This is a genomic window from Pseudomonas sp. Tul2A7, from assembly GCF_054790505.1.
This window is the reverse complement of record NZ_CP186499.1, coordinates 6,278,392-6,295,503: the sequence shown is the minus strand read 5'-3', so window position 1 is coordinate 6,295,503 and position 17,112 is coordinate 6,278,392. Positions and strand designations below refer to the sequence as shown.

Below are 17,112 nucleotides of genomic sequence, written 5' to 3'. Positions count from 1 at the left end.
CGACCTTCATTGGCATGATTCCAGCCAATGACATTTCAAGGGTCGGGTCATGAATGCCTCAACAGATGAACAGGCACGCGACATCGGTTTGCTGTTCCTGCGGGTCAGCGGCGGGTTGTTTCTGCTGTGGGTCCACGGCTTGCCCAAGCTGCTGGATTTCACCGCGCAACTGCAATTGATTGAAGACCCGTTCCACCTCGGTTCTCACCTCACCTTGATCCTGGCGATCTTCGCCGAAGTCCTCTGTCCGCTACTGATCGTCGCCGGGTTACTGGCGCGATTGGCCTGCGTGCCTATTCTCTTTGTGCTGCTGGTGGCGTTGCTGGTCGTGCATCCGCAATGGAGTGTGGCCGAGGGGCAGTTCGGCTGGTTGCTGTTGATCGTGTTTACCACTGTGTTGATCGCCGGGCCGGGACGGCTGGCGATTTCTGTTCGTTTGCCCGGAGTGTTGCGTCATGCCTGAAGTCCTCAATCCAAAAACACCGGGGGCCGATGAGACGGTCACGTTGATCATCAAACACCGGGTCAAGGCCGGTTTCGAGTCGGCGTACGAGGCCTGGCTGCGCAATATCGTCCGCGTGGCGGGGCAGCGTGAAGGCCATCTGGGTGTGGACGTGGTGCGTGGCAAGCGCGGCCGTCTCGACTTCTACACCTGCGTACTGCGCTTCAGCTCCACTGAAGCGATGCAAGGCTGGCTGGAGTCGCCGCAGCGTCAGGCGCTGGTCGCCGAAGCTGCGCCGATGCTGGCTGATGGCGATCAGACCGAAGTCGCGCCGATCAATGAATTCTGGTTCTCGCCACTGGCCGATGCCGCTTCACCGCCGCCGCGCTGGAAGCAGGCTGTGGTTTCGCTGCTGGTGATTCTGCCGCACACCTTGCTCGTGCCGCTGATCTGGGGGCCGCTGCTGGCGCTGCATCCGCTGCTTTCCAACTACGTGGTCGCCACGTTCCTGATCACCCTGACCATCGTTCTGTCGGTGGTGTACGTGGTGATGCCACCGGTCACCCGTTTGTTTACGCCGTGGCTCGAAGCCAGCCAAGCCCATGAACACCTCGATTCCCAAGAAACCTCGCCGCGTTGAGCGCGTGAGGTTCGCTCCTTTTCACTTTGCTTGAGGAACTGCGATGAGCGCCGATCTGATTCTGTTCAATGGCCAATTTCACACCGTCGACCGCACCAAACCACTGGCCAGTGCCGTGGCCATCACCGACGGCCGCTTCGTCGTCGTTGGCAACGACAACCAGGCCATGGCCCTGCGCGGGCCGAATACGCAAGTGGTCGATATGCACGGCCGCTGCGTCATCCCGGGTCTCAACGACTCGCACTTGCACCTGATTCGTGGCGGTTTGAACTACAACCTCGAACTGCGCTGGGAAGGCGTTCCGTCGCTGGCCGACGCGCTGCGCATGCTCAAGGATCAGGCCGACCGCACGCCGACCCCGCAATGGGTACGCGTGGTCGGGGGCTGGAACGAATTCCAGTTCGCCGAAAAACGCATGCCGACCCTCGAAGAAATCAACCAGGCTGCACCGGACACACCAGTGTTCATCCTGCACCTGTATGACCGCGCGCTGCTCAACCGTGCCGCGCTGCGCGTCGCCGGCTACACCCGCGACACGCCGAACCCGCCGGGTGGCGAGATCGTCCGCGATAGCAATGGCAACCCGACCGGCATGCTCGTTGCGCGGCCGAACGCGATGATTCTCTACTCGACGCTGGCCAAAGGGCCGAAGCTGCCACTGGAATATCAGGTCAACTCGACCCGCCAGTTCATGCGCGAACTCAATCGCCTCGGCCTGACCAGCGCGATTGATGCCGGCGGTGGTTTCCAGAACTATCCGGACGATTATCAGGTGATCGAGCAACTGGCCAAAGACGACCAGTTGACCGTGCGCATCGCCTACAACCTGTTCACCCAGAAGCCGAAAGAAGAGCTGAGCGACTTCCAGAACTGGACCGGCAGCGTCAAGTTGCATCAGGGCGACGACTTCCTGCGTCACAACGGCGCCGGCGAAATGCTGGTGTTTTCGGCAGCCGATTTCGAAGACTTCCTCGAACCGCGCCCGGATCTGCCGCAAACCATGGAAGAAGAGCTGGAGCCAGTGGTGCGCCACTTGGTCGAGCAACGCTGGCCGTTCCGTTTGCACGCGACTTACAACGAATCCATCAGCCGTATGCTCGACGTGTTCGAGAAGGTCAACCGTGACATTCCGTTCAACGGTCTGCCGTGGTTCTTCGACCATGCCGAAACCATCACTCCGCAAAACATCGAGCGGGTGAAAGCGCTGGGCGGCGGCATCGCGATTCAGGATCGCATGGCGTTCCAGGGTGAGTACTTCGTCGACCGCTACGGCAAACAAGCCGCCGAGGCGACGCCACCGATCAAACGCATGCTCGCCGAAGGCGTACCGGTCGGCGCCGGCACCGATGCGACGCGGGTGTCCAGCTACAACCCGTGGACCTCGTTGTACTGGATGGTCAGCGGTCGCACCGTCGGCGGCCTGGCCTTGTACGAAGAGGGTTTGCCGCGCGCCACCGCGCTGGAATTGTTCACCCACGGCAGCGCCTGGTTCTCCTCGGAACAGGGCAAGAAAGGCCAGATCAAGGTCGGGCAACTGGCGGATCTGGCGGCGCTGAGCGCGGACTTCTTCCATGTCGAGGAAGAAGCGATCAAGTGGATCGAATCGGTCATGACCGTGGTCGGCGGCAAGATTGTTTACGCGGCCGGCGACTTTGAAGACCTCGGCCCGCGCTCGATTCCAGTGCTGCCGGATTGGTCGCCGGTGGTGAAAGTCCCGGGCCACTGGCGGCCGAATTCGCCGTTGCAGGCGCAGGTTCACCAATGCAGCGGCCCGTGCGCGGTGCACACCCACAGCCATGAAAAGGCGCGGATGTCGAACGCGCCGGTCAGCGACTTCGCCGGTTTCTGGGGCGCGTTCGGCTGTTCCTGCTTCGCTTTCTGATTCCCCCTGAAGCGCCGGCCATCCGGTCGGCGCTTCACGCTTCATCCATCCGTCCATCAGGAGTTTCCCCATGAGCGTTCCTTACACACGTCTGAACAAAGATGATGCGGTTGTACTGCTGGTCGATCACCAGACCGGCCTGATCTCGCTGGTCCAGGATTTCACCCCGAACGAATTCAAGAACAACGTGCTGGCGCTGGGCGACATCGCCAAGTTCTTCAAGCTGCCGACCATTCTGACCACCAGTTTTGACGCAGGTCCCAACGGCCCGATCGTGCCTGAGCTGCGTGAGCAGTTCCCGGATGCACCGTTCATTCAACGCCCGGGTCAGATCAATGCCTGGGACAACGAAGATTTCGTTAAAGCGATCAAGGCGACGGGTCGCAAGCAACTGATCATCGCCGGCGTGGTGACTGATGTTTGCGTGGCGTTCCCGACCCTGTCGGCCATTGCTGAAGGTTACGAAGTGTTTGTGGTAACCGACTCGTCCGGCACCTTCAACACCACCGTGCAACAAGCGGCGTGGGCGCGGATGTCGGCAGCGGGTGCACACCTGTTGAACTGGTTCTCGGTGGCGTGCGAGCTGCAGGGTGACTGGCGCAACGATATGGAAGGTCTGGCGCATCTGCTGTCGGAGCGTCTGCCTAACTACCGCAACCTGATCAACAGCTATACCAAGTTCACTGCCAAGTAATCGGCTGATCCTGAAAAGCCCCTCACCCTAACCCTCTCCCGGAGGGAGAGGGGACTGACCGAGGGGCTCTTTCGAGGTACACCGACGTGCGATACCGAGTCGAACTTCAGTTTTGAACAGCTTGAAGATCGGCTCCCTTTTCCTTCGAGGTTTTGGGGAGAGGGGACTGACCGAGGGGTTCTTTCGAGGTACGCCGACGTGCAATACCGAGCCGAACTCTGGTTCTGAATTGCATGCGGTCTGCTCCCTTTCCCTTTGATGTCTAGGGGAGAGGGGACTGACCGAGGTATTTTTCTAGATACGCCGACCTGAAACTTCGAGCCGAACTTCAGTTTTGAACCGCATGAAGATCGGCTCCCTTTCCCCTCGCCCCCTTGGGGGAGAGGGCTGGGGTGAGGGGGAGGCTCTTGATCTTGATCTTGCCGCTTCAACGCTTCTGCAACCACCCCAAAAACCCACCTTTCCTCACCGCCACCGGTTTGCCCATCAACGCGAGGCGACTGTTCTGCTGACGCACTGCCTGCAACTTATTCAACGCCCGTCCAACCTCTGTGCGCTGTTCCATGCACTGACGAGTCAGGTTCTTGTCGAGACGATAAATGATGCTCGACGTCAACGCCGTGAACGTCGCCTGCGACGGTGTATCCGCGAGAATGCTCTGTTCACCCATGACCTCACTCGGCCCCATCCGCCCGGCCTCGACCTTGCTGTCGCCATCCGCCACAGTCGCACTGACGACGCCGGTGGCAATCACGAACAGACTGTCCGGCACTTCATCCAGATCCAGCACCACCTGGCCTGCGGTGTATTGCTGCGCAACCATCGATTCGGCGAGGCGATCACGTTCCTCACTGCTCAGCGAGCGGAAGATTTTCACCTCATCGAGCAACGCACGAGCACGGGTCGAGGGTTCGATCACGCCATCCGGGTGCCGCGAGATACCCGCAGCTTCGAGATGCCGGTGGGCAAGGTCGAACAGTTGATTGCGCACTTCGCTTTTTTTGCCCAGCTCGGCGATGAAGCCGCTGGCGACGTATTCCGACATGGTTTCGCCGGCCTCTTTCAACACGGCTTTCGGCGCTGGCGTCAGCAACAGAGAGCTGCTGCCCTGCAAGGTGCGATCAAGCGCATCGAGTACCCGACGCGGGCGGATGTGATTCGGCACCTGAATGCTGATCGACACGCCATGCATGTTGTTCGGGCGGCTGAGGTTGACGATCTTCGCCTTGGCCGCCACCGAGTTCGGCACCACGGCCATGGTCCCGGCGCTGGTCAGCAGGTGGGTGGCGCGCCAGTCGATATCGAAGACTTTGCCTTCGACGCCGTCGATCACCACGAAATCATCCACCTGATACGGTTTGGTGGTGTTGAGCACGATCCCGGAAAACACATCGGCCAGGGTGCTTTGCAGCGCCAGACCGACAACGATTGCCACCACACCCGAGGTTGCCAGCAGGCCTTTTACTGGCAGCTCCAGCACGTAACCGGCTGCGGCGACGGTGGCGACCAGAAACACCAGCGCACCGATCACGTCCTGCAGCAAACGACCGCTGTGGCCGATGCGGCGCATCAGTGCCAAACCGATGACTTCGGTCAGCACCCGCGCGGCGTACAGCCACCAGAGAATCCCCAACGCCGTCGCACCCAACTGCGCCACGCGGTCATCGGTAAATTGTGGTGCTTGCAACGGACTGACGCCGGCGTTGATCACCAGCGCCGTGAACGCCAGAAACAGCACCAGCCGCACAGCGACTCTCGGAGCGCGATGGGTGAAGGGCGAGAAGTGCCAGAGCACGGCGTCGAGCAGCAGCAGGGCGGCGCTCCAGGACAGCAGGTGGGTGTAGAAAAGGGTCATGACCTTGGCTCCGTGGTGTCTGCAAGTGAAAAGATCGCAGCCTGCGGCAGCTCCTACAGGAGAACGTATTCCAATGTAGGAGCTGCCGAAGGCTGCGATCTTTTGCCGTTATGGATTCAGATGGGTTTTCAGCTCAGCCGCTGCCTGACGCACTGCCGCTTTCACTTCCGGAATCTGACTCAGCGGATTAAGCAAACCGAAGTCATGAATCATCCCGTTGTAACGCACCGAGGTCACCGCCACACCGGCCGCATCCAGGTTCCGCGCATAGCCTTCACCTTCATCACGCAGCACGTCGAACTCGGCGGTCTGCACCAGCGCGGCAGGCAAGCCCTTGAGCTGTTCGGCGCTGGCGTTGAGCGGCGAGGCGTGGATCTGCGCACGTTCGGCCGGGTTGGTTGTGTAGTTGTCCCAGAACCACTGCATCATGCCTTTGGTGAGGAAGTGGCCCTCGGCAAATTGCTGATACGAACCGTCGTCGAACTGCGCGTTGGTCACCGGCCACATCAGCAACTGGAAGCGCAGCGCCGGGGCTTTCTGTTCCTTGGCCATCAACGCCACGACCGCCGCCATGTTGCCGCCGACGCTGTTGCCCGCTACCGCCAGACGCTTGCCGTCGACACCGATGTCCTTGCCGTGCTCGGCTACCCATTTGGTCGCGGCGTAGGCCTGGTTGATTGCGGTCGGGTACTGCGCTTCCGGCGAAGGCGTGTAATCGACGTACACCGCGACGGCACCGGAACCCACCACCAGATCACGAATCAAGCGCTGATGCGTCGGGTAATCACCGAGCACCCAGCCGCCACCGTGGAAGAACATGAACACCGGCAACTCGCCTTTGACCTTGGCCGGCCGCACCACTTTCAGGTTGATGGTCTGGCCATCGACCTTGATCGCTTTGTCGCTGACTTCAACGCCGGACAAGTCCACCTTCACCGAAGCCTGCGCGCCGGTCAGCACTGCACGGGCGTCTTTCGGGCTCAGTTGCTCCAGCGGGCGACCACCGCCAGCGGCGAGCGCATCGAGGAATGCCTGGGTGTTGTGTTCCACGCCAGGGCTGCCGGCGGCAAAAGCGCTGCTGACGGAAAGGGCGAGGAGGGACGCGGCGAGGGTTTTCTTGACGATGTTCATGGGTGGAAATCCTTTTGAATAATTTTGATTTTTTGCCTGAGTTGCGGGCTGCTGTGGCGCTGGGTTTCAGGCCTCAGCAACACCGTGAGCACAGATTAATGAGCTGCTTGAAAGTGAAAAAGCGGCTATAAAGCGTTTAACTGTCCACCAGAGAGTGACAATGAACCCGTTCGAAGACATGCGTATTTTTTGCCAGGTCATGGACTCCGGCAGCTTCACCTCAGCGGCCGATCAATTGGGCCTGTCCAAGCAGTTCGTCAGTCGGCGCTTGATGCAACTGGAAGAGCGCCTCGGCGTGCGCTTGTTGAACCGCTCGACCCGGCGTCTGGACGTGACGCCGCTGGGGCAGAGTTACTACGAATCGGCATTGCGCCTGCTCGGCGAAGTCGAACAGGTCGAGCAGGGCATCGCCGGGCAGACCGCCGAGCCGCGCGGGACGATTCGCCTTAGTGCGCCGTTGTCGTTTGCCGTGGCGCATCTGGGCTGTCTGCTGCCGATGTTTTTGCAGCGCTATCGCGAGGTCACGGTTGAGGTGGACTTGAGTGACCGCCCGGTGGATTTGCTCGGTGAGGGCTACGATCTGGCGCTGCGCATTGGCGTACTGGAAGACTCGACCCTGATTGCCCGGCGTATCGCGTCGATCGAGCGGGTGTACTGCGCCAGCCCGGCGTACCTCGCCGAGCGCGGCACGCCGCAGCAACCCGAAGACCTGCACAGCCATGACTGTTTGCCGTACGGGCATAGTCGTTCGGTGCAGTGGCGCTTCAACGCGGGGCAGGGCAAGCCTGTGTTGGTCAATGTCACCGGGCGCATGCGGGTGAACAACGGCGAGTTGCTCAGGGACGCGGCGGTGCAGGGGATGGGGATTACCTATTTGCCGACGTTCATTGTCGGCGCGGCGCTGAAGGATGGCCGCTTGGTGCCGGTGCTGGATAATTTGCGACCGGAACCGCTGACACTTTCAGCCGTTTACCCACAGCATCGCCAGGCCTCGAGACCGGTGCAGGCGTTGGTCGAGTTTTTGCGTGAACGCCTGAACGAGAGTCACGTCGCCCTCTGAGCCGTACGCAAATCAAACTGTAGGAGTGAGCCTGCTCGCGATAGCATTCTGTCCGTCACAGCGTCAGTGTCAGAATGACCGCTATCGCGAGCAGGCTCACTCCCACATTGGGATTATGGTTGTCTGCGGAATATGTAAACGCCACAAAACCCTGTGGGAGCTGGTGTTTTCAGGATGGATCAGTTGGCGCGCTTGTCATCGCCCGGCTCGCCGCCGACATGTACGCCACGATCATCGCCGACTTCGCCTGCAGCATGCACGCCACGATCATCACCGACTTCGCCCGCGCGGTGGACCCCGTGGTCATCACCGACTTCACCAGCGCGGTGGACGCCATGGTCATCTCCCGCTTCGGCGTGCGTGCCGCTGCGACCGGATGAGCCGCTGTCGCCCGAGTGTCCCGAGCCGTGGTCGCTGCCGCTGTGGCCACTGTTGCCACCGCCACTACCACTGTTGCCGCCACCGCCGTGACTGCCTCCGCCCCCACCATTTCCACCGCTGCCACCACCGCTGCCACCGCTGCCACCGTGACCGCCGCCGCCCCCGCCACTTCCTCCGCCTCCACTTCCGCCGCCGCCCCCTCCGCTACCGCCCCCACTGCCTCCACCACCACTCCCACCATCCTTGGCATAAGCACTGGACACCCCGGACACACTGTCCGGAATGAGTACCGTAGACGCTGACAGAACTGCGCCGATGGCCATTGCGAGTACAAGCTTTTTAATGTGCATATCGTTCTCCGTCTTTGTGGTTTTGTTGGGAACGTAAAAGTGCGTTGTTGCCGGGACCGGACCCGTTCCCGGGGGTCAATGAATACTCGAAGCCAGTTCGAAAATCGGGATGTACATCAGGATCACGATGACCCCGATCAACAGGCCGATAAATGTCATCAGCAGCGGTTCGAACAACTTCACGAACCACTCCAGCCAGCGGCTGATTTCCTCGTCGTAGAAGTCGGCGCTGCGTTCCATCATCTGCCCGAGGTTGCCGGACTGTTCGCCGGCCCGCAGCAGTCGTAGCGACACCGGCGTCACCAGGTGATTGAGTTCCAGCGCGGTGGACAATGATTGCCCCTCGCGCACTCGCTCGCAGGCCTGGTCCAGCCGCACCCGTGAAGCCACGGTGAGCAAACCGCGCACCATGCCCATGGCGGTCACCAGCGGAATCCCGCCCTGCAGCAAGATTCCCAATGAGCGGTAAAACCGCGCCAGTTCATACATGAAAATCCGTTGATGCACGGCCGGCAGTTTCTCCACCAATCGATCCAGCCCACGGCGAAACGCTGGTTGCTTTTGCAGCACGGCGAGGGCGATGACGATCGCGGCCAGCGCACCGAAGAATTCTGCCTGATGCGCATGCAGAAACATGCCGCTGCTCATCAATACCTGCGACAGCCACGGCAGGTTATTCCCCAGCCCTTCAAACACCAGGCTGAAGCGCGGCACCACATAACCCATCAGGAACAGCACCACGCCACCGCCGACTACCAGCAACAGCATCGGGTAGATCGAGGCGCTGATGATCTTCTGCCGCACCTCGTCCATGCGCTGGCGATAACTGACGTAGCGCCCCAGCGCATCGCCGACCGCGCCGGTCTTTTCGCTGGACTGCACCAACGCCACGTACAACGGTGGGAACACCGCCGACAACTGGCCTAACGCTTGCGAGAAGGATTTGCCCTCGTACAGCAGGCGTACCAGCTCACTCAAGGTTTTGCGGGCAGCGGGCGCGGATTCTTTTTCGGCGAGGCTTTCCAGCGCATCGATCAGCGGCAGGCCGGCATTGAGCAGCGTGGTCAGTTCCTGGCTGAACAACACCAGATTGAAGGTCTCGCGCTGGCGCAGTTTCAGCGAACGCCAATGCTTGTCGGCGTGCGAACTGAGCACACGCAGACCCTGATCCTCGGCGATGCGCCGCGCCTCGCTGTCACCCGGCGCCTCCACACTCAAGGACACCACGCCCGCCTTGCCGACCGCTTTCACATGAAATCGCATGGGCCGCGCTCCGCTCACTGCCAATTGGTTACTTCAGCGTTTTCGCCTTCGCCACCGGGCTGGCCGTCCTTGCCCATCGACAGCAAGTCGTACTCGCTGTTTTCGCCGGGATAGCGGTAAGCGTAATTACGCCCCCACGGATCCTGCGGCAGTTTTTTCTGCAAGTACGGGCCGGTCCATTTCGCCTCGTCACTCGGCGCGATCACCAAGGCTTGCAAGCCCTGTTCGGTGGAGGGGTAGTGGCCAACTTCCAGTCGATAGATATCCAGCGCTTTGCTCAGCCCTTCGATCTGCGCCTTGGCCACTTTCACTTCGGAGCGACCGAGTTGGGCGAAGTATTTCGGCGCGACGATCCCGGCCAACAGACCGAGCACCACCAGCACCACGAGCAATTCGAGCAGGGTAAAACCGCGTTGGCCACGCGGACGAAATTGCAGCTTCATGATGACCTCCCGTGAGTGGCAGCCGTGTCGCCAGAAGGGCTTATGCAATTGCCATGCTCAGCCCCACTGAAAATCGGATGATTGGCTGAAGCCCTTGTAAATCGGGCATTTCAAGAGTCGGCACAGTGCTTGCGTATGGCTCAAACGTGATCGGCCATTGGGGCATTTCCCCCAATTTATCGGGGTCGATCCGGGGAGGCCCGACATGAAATTCCTTGCCAGCGGACTGCTCGGTTGTGTGCTGCTCAGCGGCGCCGCGCAGGCCGATGTGTTCATCTCGGTAGACGCCAAGGGCAGCTATGTACTGTCCAACGTTCACCGGCCCGGACGCACCTACGAACGGGTGATCCACGAGGCTGAATTGCCTGTGGCCAGCCTCGATCAACAGCCACAAATGATCGCCAATCAGCCCTACGCAGAACTGGTTTCGGCAGCCGCCAAAGTCAACCAGTTACCCGAAGCGCTGCTGCACGCAGTGATCAACGCCGAATCCCGTTACAACCCCGGCGCCACCTCGCCCAAAGGCGCCGGCGGGCTGATGCAGTTGATGCCCGACACCGCGCGCGAGCTGGGTGTGACCGATGTCTACGACCCCAAGGCCAACATCCAGGGTGGGGCCAAATACCTCAAGCGCCTGATGACCCTGTTCGACAACGACATTGCCCTCGCCGTAGCGGCTTACAACGCCGGGCCCGACGCGGTGCTCAGCCGTGGCCGGGTGATTCCGCCGTTCGCCGAAACCCAGCGTTACGTGCCGAACGTGTTGCGTCAGTACCGGCGTCTGCAGGGTCTGGCGATGGATGCGCCGTTGTGACCCCCAACCCGGTTTTCCCCACTTTCGGGGTAAACCGTGGAGGCCCGAAAACTGGGGAAAACGGGTGGGGAATATCCCCCGGATTCTCAAGTGGCCGCAGTAACTGATTGAACGCTAATGCAATTTTTTGTGGCACGCGGATTGCTCCGAGGCATTTGTCGAGAAGTGTTCCCACGAGCACCCACTACGAGGTTCCTGATCATGGCTGGCTTTCCTCACGCTCCGTCCCTGATTAACTGGCTGCTGATTCTGGCCTCGATGCTCAGCGTCGAGCTGGCCGGCGCGGCCGTACGTTGCGAGCGCAACCTGGTGGCCAACGTCGTCGCCTTCGATCAACCGCTGATGTTCAATCGCCTCGGCGCGCAGAACATCAACGGCATGATGTTCGCCCTGCGCCGCGATGTGGTCGATGAACATGAGCAGTCACTGGCTTACGGTGGCGCCGCGGTGCCGGGCAAAGTCTCGCTGCGACCCGACAAGCGTCCACGGCCGTTGGTGCTGCGCGTGGCGGCGGGTGATTGCCTGACGATCAATCTGCAGAACCTGCTCGACTATCAGGCCAACCCGAACAAGCACTTTGAAAACGAGGGCGAAGAGGAGGGCATCGAAAACGCCAACGGCGCCGAAGACTTCAAGGTCGATGAGCAGGTGGCGGATCGTCACGTCGGTTTCCAGGTCAACGGCCTGCAAGCGGTGAACAGCATTGATGACATTTCTTCGTTCACCGGGCGTAACGCCAACACCCTGGTGCCACCCGGCGCGAGCCGTTCCTATACCTTGTTCGCCGAACGTGAAGGCGCGTTTGCCGTGAGCAGCCGTGGCGCGACGTTTGGCGGCGAAGGCGCGGCGGGCAACGTCGCCAATGGTTTGTTCGGCCAGGTCGTCGTCCTGCCCAAGGGTGGCCGCACTTATCGCAACACCCTCACCGAAGAAGAAATGCGCCTGGCCACCACCGGTCGCGCACCCACCGGTCAACCGATCGTCGACTACCAGGCGCGCTACCCACAGCGCGAACCGTGGTTGCGTGAAGGCAAGGCCGGCACGCCGATCATCGGCATGGTCGATGGCAATGAAATCATTTCCAGCGAAAGCGATGCGATTGTCATGGGCAGCAACGCCGATGGCAGTTTCCCGTCCAGCACCTATCCGCTGGAGTCGATGGGCAAACGCAACCCGGCAATCCCCAACCGCCTCGAAGCGTTCCGTGATTTCGCCTCGCAATTCCAGGACGAAACTGCCGCCACCCAAGCGTTCCCTGCGTATTGGGCCGACCCGGTGATGGCCCATGTGCTGGAGCCGACCCGCGACTCGTTCATGATCAACTACGGCTCCGGCGGCATGGGCGCCGAAGTGGTCGCCAACCGCTTGGGCGTGGGGCCGATGCACGACTGCCTGTCGTGTGCCTATGAAGAGTTTTTCCTCAGTTCCCACACCGTTGGCGATGTAGCGATGCTGGTGGATGTGCCGGCCAACACCGGGCTTGAGAACATCGCCCCCGGCCAGATACCGCGCGCCGATCAGATCGGCGTGAAAGCCACCATGGCCCTGTATCCGTCGGAGCCGTCGAACGTCAACCACAGCTACATCGGTGACTTCGTCAAATTCCGCAATACCCACAATGGCCACGAGCAGCACATCTTCCACTTGCACGGCCATCAGTGGCTGTTCAACCCCAACGACGACAATTCCGATTACGTCGACGCCCAGGGCATCGGCCCGGGCGCCGGTTATACCTATGAAATCGCCAACGGTGGTTCGGGCAACCGCAACCGCGTGGCCGGCGATGCGATCTATCACTGCCATTTCTATCCGCACTTTGCCCAAGGCATGTGGGCGATGTGGCGGGTCCACGATGTGTTCGAAGAAGGTACTCGACTCGATGTTTCGCAGCAGGGCGCCGATGGCTATCACAGCGAACCGTTTGCCTTGCGCAGTGGCAAACCGGCGGCCGGCGCGCGGGCCTTGCCTGACGGCGAGATCGTAGCCGGCACACCAATTCCGGCGATTGTGCCGCTGCCGGGCAAAGCCATGGCGCCAATGCCGGGCAAAGTCGTGGTGGTGCCGAAAATCGGTGAAACCCTGATCGCCGGCAATGATGACGACGATGACGAAGAAGAGGGCGATGACGACGGCGAGCACCATGGTGGCAACGCCGGCGGTCAAGCCATCGGCTCATTGGCGCTGGTCGATCGCAGCGAAGCCAACCGCAATGCCGACGGCAGCCTGAAAAACCCTGGGTATCCGTTCTGGATCGGCGGCATGGAAAGTTCGGTCGGCCAACGTCCGCCCACCCCGCCGCTGGACATGCTCGACGCCGCCACCGCGCAATCGCTCAAGGCCAGCGGCAAAGCGCTGTGGGCCAACCTCGACCCGGCGCAGTCCGGTGGTTGGGATGGCGGTTTGCAACGGCACGCACTTGACGGCGTCGCGGCCGGTGGCGAGGCGCACACCGTGACCACTTCGCTGGACTTCTCCAAGGAAGTCACTCGCGCCAAACCGATTTACCTGCCGGAAGAAGGCACCGAAGTCGAACAGTCTGCGATGGCCTTCCACGCGAAAAAAGATCACCCAAGCTACGCCTTGCTGCCCGGCAATCAAGTGGTGGCCAAGGCGTTCCGCACCAACGGCGCCTTGCCGATGGCCGGCGCGCCGTACTACGAGCCGTGCATGGACGATCGGCAAAAACGCCTGACCGCCAGCGCCGGTAGCGGTGAATTCGCCAGCGGTGAGCGCATCGACGGCATGTCCTTCGTCGGCGCCTCGACCTTCACTGCCGACCGCCCACGGATCTATAAAGCCGCGAACATCCAGTTCGACGCGGTGTACAACAAGGTCGGTTATCACTTTCCGCAGGCGCGCATTCTCGCGCTGTGGGAAGACGCCTGGCCGGTGATCACCAAGCAACGTCCGCCAGAGCCGCTGGTGATGCGCATGAACACTTTCGATTGCGTGCAATACCAGCAAACCAACCTGGTGCCGGCCACCTACGAGATGGATGACTATCAGGTACGCACGCCGACTGACGTGATCGGTCAGCACATCCACTTGCCGAAGTGGGATCTGACCTCGGCGGACGGCTCGTCCAACGGCTGGAACTATGAAGACGGCGTGCTCTCGCCCGGCGCCGTGCAGGAGCGCATTCATGCGATCCGCGAGTTCAACCAGTGCGCCGGCACCGATCCACGTGACGGCACTCAGGCCTGCCCGAAAGCCAAGAACCATCCGTTCTTCGGCCAATACGGGCGCGCCGATTGGGTCGGTGCGCGCACGGCGATGCAGCGCTGGTTCGTCGATCCGGTGGTCAATGCAAAAGGCGTCGATCGCGGCCTCGGCACGATCTTCACCCACGACCACTTAGGCCCATCGACGCACCAACAGATCGGTCTGTACGCGACTGTGCTCGCCGAGCCGGCCGGTTCCACTTGGTTCCACGCCGAAACCGGCGAGCCTCTCTATAGCGGCGCGCGTCAGGACGGCGGCCCGACCTCGTGGCAAGCGGTGATCAACACCGGTGACCTCGATGGCGACGGCAAGAACGACAGCTTCCGCGAGTTCTTCCTCGAATACAGCGACTTCCAGCACGCCTATGAAGCCGGCGTCTACGTCGGTGCCGGCCCTAACGGTGTGCCGAATGCGCAGGCGTTCCCGGCCACCGCCGACAGCTTCCGCTACGCGATCAATCCGCCAGTGCGTAACAACGCCAGCAACCTGCTTGAAGGCGTGCTGGAAGTGCAGGGCGGTCAGGTCCCGGGCTGCCCGAGCCGGCCATGTCCGCAGGCGATTTCGGTGGATGACCCGGGCATGTTCGTCGTCAACTATCGCAACGAACCGCTGGCCCTGCGCGTGTACGACCCGAACAAGGTCGGCCCGGACGGCAAGCGTGGCATGCAGGCCGATGGCCTCGGTGGCGATCTGTCGTTCGCCATGCAAAGCCGCACCGATCGCGCAATTCCGGCGATGAACCTGGCGCCGAATCTGCTCACCTCGGCGACCGGACCCACCGGCGGCACCACGCTGTTCCCGCCGCACATCAACAAGGGCGGCGCCGAACCCGGTGACCCGTTCACGCCGATGCTGCGCACCTATACCGGCGACAACGTGCGGCTGCGGGTGCATGCCGGCGGCCATGAAGAAGAGCACAACGTCACCCTGCACGGCGTGAAATGGCTGCAGAGCGGTTCCGGTTTCGGCAACAGCTCCAACTCTGGCTGGCGTGCGTCACAGATGATCGGCATCTCCGAGCAGATGGGCTTTATTGCGCCGGTGTCGATGCTCTCCAGTTCGGCGGCGACCACGGGTGATTATCTGTACTCGATGGACGCTTCGATCGAAGGTTACTGGAGCGGTATCTGGGGCGTGATGCGCAACTACACCGCCAAACGCGCCGACCTGTTCGCCATCCCGAACAACCCGAGTCCGGCGGGCATGCGCAACACTGTGGCGTTCGAGGGCAGTTGCCCGCGCTATGGCGCCAACCCTAACGGCATTGGCACCCGGCCAACCGTGCAGCGCAACTATGAAGTGGTCGCGGCGCTGGCCAACGACATTCTCGGCAATACGCTGGGCCTGACCATCGGCGATCCCGAAGGGCTTGGCCAGCATGTCGGCGGGCCGCTCAATCCAGCGGGCGGCACCCTGGTGCTGAACTCGCGCACGGTGAGCATTCCACAAGTCACCGTGACCGATCCGGAGGATGGCGAAACCATCACCATCGGCGGGCAGAGCGGGCCGCTGCATGATCCGACCGCGATCCTCTATGTGCGTAAATCCGATCTCGATCCGGTCAGTGGCAAGCTCAAACCCGGCATCCCGGTCGAACCATTGGTGCTGCGTGCAGCGGCAGGGGACTGCATCAACATCACTCTGGAAAACCGTCTGCCGAGCGTGATGCCCGACCTGACGCAAACCGCGGTGATGCAAGGCATGGTCAAGCGTGATCGCAACAGCGGTCTGGGCTCGACCACCTTCAGCAACAACCTGATGCGGCCGTCCAGCCACGTCGGTCTGCACGCGCAATTGTTGGCGTATGACATCACCAAATCCGACGGCGCCAACGTCGGCGCCAACCCGATCCAGACCGTGCCACCGCGCGTCGGCAGCAGCGGCGCGTACCCGACCCGTACTTATCAGTACTACGCCGGGCACCTGGAGCGTGAAGGCAAACCGGTGACTCAACTGGGGCGCAGCGTCGACAACATCAACGCCACGGCGGTGGAGTTCGGCGGCTTGAACATCACCCCGGCGGACGTGATCAAGCAGCCGCAAAAAGGCCTTGGCGGGGCGATGAGCATCCTGCCGATCGGCGCGACCTGGGTTGACGATGCACGCAAGGTCAACGCCACGGTCACCGCGCCTGGGCAGACCAGCTACCGCGACTTTGCGATGGTCTGGCACAAGGCGTTGAACACCCGTTGGGCCAATGGCCGGCCGGTGGAAGGGATTGCCGCTGAGGGCTTCGGCGTGCCGACTGATCCGCAGGACAACTCGAGCATGGCGATCAACTACAAGACCGAACCGCTGTGGTACCGCTTCGGCCTCGCCCCGGACGCACCGTTTGGTCATGCCGATGGCGCGGGTTATGGCGACATGACCAATGCGCACATGGCTTACAGCAATGCGCTGGTCGGCGGTGATCCGCAGACGCCGGTGTTGTATGCCAAACCGGGGCAACCGTTGCGCACGCACATCCTGATGCCAAGCGGTGGCAGTCGCGGCACCACGTTCCAGCTTGACGGGCATGTCTGGTCGGTGAATCCGTTCCAGGCCGAGAAGAGCGATGTCGGTGGTTATCCGATGGGTTCGCCGGGCGTGGGCTCGGTGCGCTTCGGCTACAACCCGATGTCGATGTACATCGGCGCCCACGAAAGCATCCTGCCGGCCGCGCACTTCAGCTTCATGATCCCGAGCGCCGGCGGCAGCAATGCGATCCCGGGGGATTACCTGTTCCGCGACTACGGTGCTTACGGCAACACCTCTGGATTGTGGGGATTGCTGCGGGTGACCAACGAACCGGAACCGGCGCCGCAGGGGCAGTAGCAGAACGGCAATGTCCCGGTGGATGCAAATCCCCTGTAGGAGTGAGCCTGCTCGCGATTGGGGCTACTCGGTTTCGGATGGTGAGGCAGATGACGCCATCGCGAGCAGGCTCACTCCTACA

At 61.7% G+C, this 17,112-nt stretch carries 12 protein-coding genes; 7 read left to right on the top strand and 5 right to left on the bottom strand.

The annotated features are described in order from the left end of the window. The first annotated feature begins 49 nt into the window (after nucleotides 1–49). The 4 genes from ACOYXJ_RS28005 (at nucleotide 50) to ycaC (ending at nucleotide 3,658) form a co-directional block, all read left to right on the top strand. Nucleotides 50–463: a DoxX family protein gene (locus tag ACOYXJ_RS28005; protein WP_460372803.1), complete on the top strand. Its 414-nt coding sequence runs from the start codon at nucleotides 50–52 to the stop codon at nucleotides 461–463. Further along, on the top strand, nucleotides 456–1,082 hold the full coding sequence (locus tag ACOYXJ_RS28000; protein ID WP_460372801.1) for an antibiotic biosynthesis monooxygenase: 627 nt from the start codon (nucleotides 456–458) through the stop codon (nucleotides 1,080–1,082). The genes ACOYXJ_RS28005 and ACOYXJ_RS28000 overlap by 8 nt, the downstream gene beginning before the upstream one ends. 43 nt (nucleotides 1,083–1,125) lie before the next feature. Beyond that, nucleotides 1,126–2,964, top strand: coding sequence for an amidohydrolase (locus ACOYXJ_RS27995; RefSeq protein WP_095047589.1), 1,839 nt, complete (start codon nucleotides 1,126–1,128; stop codon nucleotides 2,962–2,964). 70 nt (nucleotides 2,965–3,034) lie between these two features. Further along, nucleotides 3,035–3,658, top strand: a complete 624-nt coding sequence (gene ycaC, locus ACOYXJ_RS27990) for an isochorismate family cysteine hydrolase YcaC (protein ID WP_007913541.1) — start codon at nucleotides 3,035–3,037, stop codon at nucleotides 3,656–3,658. A 427-nt stretch (nucleotides 3,659–4,085) separates the two neighbouring features. Here the strand turns inward: ycaC and ACOYXJ_RS27985 are convergent, their stop codons facing one another. Together ACOYXJ_RS27985 and ACOYXJ_RS27980 are read right to left on the bottom strand one after the other, a co-directional pair. Continuing rightward, nucleotides 4,086–5,513 carry a mechanosensitive ion channel domain-containing protein gene (locus tag ACOYXJ_RS27985; RefSeq protein WP_460372799.1) on the bottom strand — a complete coding sequence of 476 codons (1,428 nt, stop codon included), beginning with the start codon at nucleotides 5,511–5,513 and terminating at the stop codon, nucleotides 4,086–4,088. A gap of 108 nt (nucleotides 5,514–5,621) precedes the next feature. Continuing rightward, nucleotides 5,622–6,644, bottom strand: coding sequence for an alpha/beta hydrolase (locus tag ACOYXJ_RS27980; RefSeq protein ID WP_460372797.1), 1,023 nt, complete (start codon nucleotides 6,642–6,644; stop codon nucleotides 5,622–5,624). Between the two features lie 160 nt (nucleotides 6,645–6,804). Here ACOYXJ_RS27980 and ACOYXJ_RS27975 point away from each other — a divergent pair, with 160 nt between their 5' ends. Then, nucleotides 6,805–7,704, top strand: a complete 900-nt coding sequence (locus tag ACOYXJ_RS27975; RefSeq protein ID WP_460372795.1) for a LysR family transcriptional regulator — start codon at nucleotides 6,805–6,807, stop codon at nucleotides 7,702–7,704. Nucleotides 7,705–7,883: 179 nt separating this feature from the next. Here ACOYXJ_RS27975 and ACOYXJ_RS27970 read toward each other — a convergent pair whose 3' ends face one another. The 3 genes from ACOYXJ_RS27970 to gspG form a co-directional block, all read right to left on the bottom strand. Beyond that, complete coding sequence (locus ACOYXJ_RS27970) at nucleotides 7,884–8,435, bottom strand: hypothetical protein (protein WP_460372793.1); 552 nt, start codon at nucleotides 8,433–8,435, stop codon at nucleotides 7,884–7,886. A gap of 75 nt (nucleotides 8,436–8,510) precedes the next feature. Then, nucleotides 8,511–9,698, bottom strand: coding sequence for a type II secretion system F family protein (locus ACOYXJ_RS27965; RefSeq protein WP_460372791.1), 1,188 nt, complete (start codon nucleotides 9,696–9,698; stop codon nucleotides 8,511–8,513). Between the two features lie 14 nt (nucleotides 9,699–9,712). Then, nucleotides 9,713–10,141, bottom strand: a complete 429-nt coding sequence (gene gspG, locus ACOYXJ_RS27960) for a type II secretion system major pseudopilin GspG (protein ID WP_095120156.1) — start codon at nucleotides 10,139–10,141, stop codon at nucleotides 9,713–9,715. A 205-nt stretch (nucleotides 10,142–10,346) separates the two neighbouring features. Here gspG and ACOYXJ_RS27955 point away from each other — a divergent pair, with 205 nt between their 5' ends. Together ACOYXJ_RS27955 and mnxG are read left to right on the top strand one after the other, a co-directional pair. Continuing rightward, nucleotides 10,347–10,955 (top strand): lytic transglycosylase domain-containing protein, encoded by a 609-nt coding sequence (locus ACOYXJ_RS27955; protein ID WP_095047584.1) that lies wholly within the window; start codon nucleotides 10,347–10,349, stop codon nucleotides 10,953–10,955. A 201-nt stretch (nucleotides 10,956–11,156) separates the two neighbouring features. Continuing rightward, the gene (gene mnxG / locus ACOYXJ_RS27950; protein WP_460372789.1) at nucleotides 11,157–16,991 is read left to right on the top strand and encodes a manganese-oxidizing multicopper oxidase MnxG; all 5,835 of its coding nucleotides are present in this window, start codon (nucleotides 11,157–11,159) and stop codon (nucleotides 16,989–16,991) included. Nucleotides 16,992–17,112 lie beyond the last annotated feature (121 nt).